Raw genomic sequence first — 2,443 nt, forward strand, 5'->3', positions numbered from 1 at the left:
GGCTCAGCGTCAACAGGCGGTCGAACGCGAGATAGATGAGGGTCGACATCACGAGGGCGATGATGCCGTCGACGAGGACGGCGCGGCGGCCGAAGGCCGCCGACGTCGTCACGAACAGCGCCGACGTCGCCAGGATGAAGCCGCCGCCGAAGCCGATGATGGCGATCAGCAGCGCAAGGCCGACGAGGATCAGGACGACAGGCACGGGATCGGCGCTCTCGCGCGCCGGCAGATTGCCGCGCAGCGCATCAATGAAATTGCCGATCGCGAGCAGCGCAAGGCCGCTGGCGACGACGACAGGCATCGCCTCCGGCCCCATGCCGTACATCGCGGCGGATTGCAGGCCGCGCGCGTCCCAGACCAGCACCGCTGCGAGCACGGCAAGCAATGCGGCGATGACGAGGCCGGCGCGATCGACACGCCGCGGCGGCTGCGCAGGATCGCCTGAGGTCATGACTTGACGAGGCCGACCGATTTCAGCACGTCGGTGACGCGCACCGTTTCCTTCTTCAGGAAGTCGGCGAAGGCGTCGCCGCCGAGATAGGCATCCTCCCAGCCCTTCTGCTTGAGGATCTCCTTCCAGGCGTCCGACTTCACCATTTTCTCGACCGCATCGCTCAAGGCCTTGCGCTGCTCCGGCGTGATGCCAGGAGGCGCGACCACCGAGCGCCAATTGGCGATCACGAGGTCGATGCCCTGCTCCTTGAAGGTCGGGATGTCGCTGCCTGCGATACGCTTTTCCGAGGTCACACCGATTGCGCGCAGCTTGCCGGACTTGATCTGCCCTTCATATTCGCTGAGCCCCGAAATGCCTGCGGTGACCTTGCCGCCGAGGATCGCCGCGAGCGACTCGCCGCCGCCGGAGAACGGGATGTAGTTGATCTTCTTGGCGTCGGCGCCGACCGCGCCGGCGAACAGCGCCGCCATCACATGGTCGACGCCACCGGCCGAGCCGCCCGCGAAGGTCACCTTGGCGATATCGGCCTTCACCGCGGCGGCGAGATCCTGCGCGGTCTTGATCGGCGAATTCGCGGGCACCACGATCACCTGAATTTCCTCGGTGAGGCGCGCGATCGGCGTCACCTGATCCAGCGTCACCGGCGACTTGTTCATGGCGAGCGCGCCCACCATGACGAAACCGTTGACCATCATCTGGTTGCCGTCGCCCTTGGCGCCGTTGACGAACTGCGCGATGCCGACGCTGCCGCCGGCGCCGGGAACGTTGGTGACCTGCACGCTGCGCGCGACGCCGGAAGCCACCAGTGCCTGCTGCATCGAGCGCGCGGTCTGGTCCCAGCCCCCGCCCGGGGCCGCCGGCGCCATCAGCTTGAGCTCGAGCTGCTGGGCCAAGGCAGGCGCCGCTGCCGCAAGGGTCAGCGCGAGGGCTGCGCCGGCAAGGCGCGCGGGAAATTGAAACATGGGGGCATTCTCCAGGCTCGTGCGGACGTGTTGATCGTTTGCCGCATTGTGTCGTTTGGTCGCATATCAGCCAAAACGGCCGATGCTGTCCAGCGACAGGCCTGGGTTCCCGGTTAGCTGGATTTCGGCATCACGCCGCCGAGCGCCAACGTCAGCTCACCGGCGACATCACGCACGATTTGGCCGATTTCCGGCAGCCTGTCGTCGGTCAGACGGCTGGTCATGCCCGAGACGGAAATTGCCGCCAGCGGCTCGGCGCAGTCGTTGTAGACGACTGCGGCAATACAGCGCAGGCCCATGCAGGCCTCTTCATCATCGAGCGCGTAGCCTTGCTTGCGGATCTTTTCGAGCTCCTTGAAGAGATCGCTCGGCCGCACGATCGACTTTTCCGTCAGGCGGGGCATGCCGTGATGGCGGATGACGGCGCCCACATCCTCGTCGGAATATGTCGCGAGCACCGCCTTGCCGACGCCGGAGGTCACCATGGGGACGCGTCCGCCCATCTGGGTCAGCGACCGCATGATCTCGCGGCTCTCCATGCGGGTCAGCACGATGATGAACTCATCGTCGACGACGGCCAGATTGGCGGTTTCGCGGGTGAGATCGCGCAGCCTGCGCAAGTATGGAATCGCCTGGGTGGAGAAATTGCGCCGGCGCGCAAAGCTCGCACCGACGGTGAAGCTGCGAACGCCGACATGCCATTTGGATTCGGTGCGGTCGAACTGCACGAAGCGGCGGCTTTCCAGCGTCGCCAGCAGCCGGTGCACGGTCGAGGCCGACAGGCCAGTGCGCACGGCAAGATCGCTGAGGCGGTAGCCTTCGTCGTCCTCGGCCAGCGTTTCGAGAATCGACAGCGCGCGGTCGACGGACTGCACGCCGCCGTCACGCGCCTCGTGCTCGGCCTCGGCTGGCGACCGGGCCTCGAGCGATTTGCGCCGGATCACGTTCTTGCTCATCGCGGCCTGACCGTTCTCCCTCGCCCTTTTCTTTTCCCCTCTCCCCGCGTGCGGGGAGAGGGTTAGGG

3 protein-coding genes are annotated in these 2,443 nt (G+C 66.2%); all 3 read right to left on the minus strand.

Annotated elements, in window-relative coordinates; translation table 11 throughout:
* Positions 1-454, minus strand: a 454-nt coding sequence (locus tag A5906_RS42545; protein WP_080135906.1) for a tripartite tricarboxylate transporter TctB family protein, incomplete at its 3' end; no start/stop codon positions are given.
* The gene (locus A5906_RS14600) at positions 451-1,419 is read right to left on the minus strand and encodes a Bug family tripartite tricarboxylate transporter substrate binding protein (RefSeq protein WP_080135908.1); all 969 of its coding nucleotides are present in this window, start codon (positions 1,417-1,419) and stop codon (positions 451-453) included. The genes A5906_RS14600 and A5906_RS42545, both read right to left, overlap by 4 nt.
* Positions 1,420-1,532: 113 nt before the next feature.
* Entirely contained in the window at positions 1,533-2,375 is an 843-nt protein-coding gene (locus tag A5906_RS14605) for an IclR family transcriptional regulator (protein WP_080135911.1), read from the minus strand.
* Positions 2,376-2,443 lie beyond the last annotated feature (68 nt).

Source organism: Bradyrhizobium sacchari, from assembly GCF_002068095.1.
GTDB lineage: Bacteria > Pseudomonadota > Alphaproteobacteria > Rhizobiales > Xanthobacteraceae > Bradyrhizobium > Bradyrhizobium sacchari.

What these genes read in the sequence shown, in the direction of transcription:
- A5906_RS14600 (WP_080135908.1), bottom strand. Translation starts at nt 1,419, where the DNA reads ATGTTTCAATTTCCCGCGCGCCTTGCCGGCGCAGCCCTCGCGCTGACC.
- A5906_RS14605 (WP_080135911.1), bottom strand. Translation starts at nt 2,375, where the DNA reads ATGAGCAAGAACGTGATCCGGCGCAAATCGCTCGAGGCCCGGTCGCCA.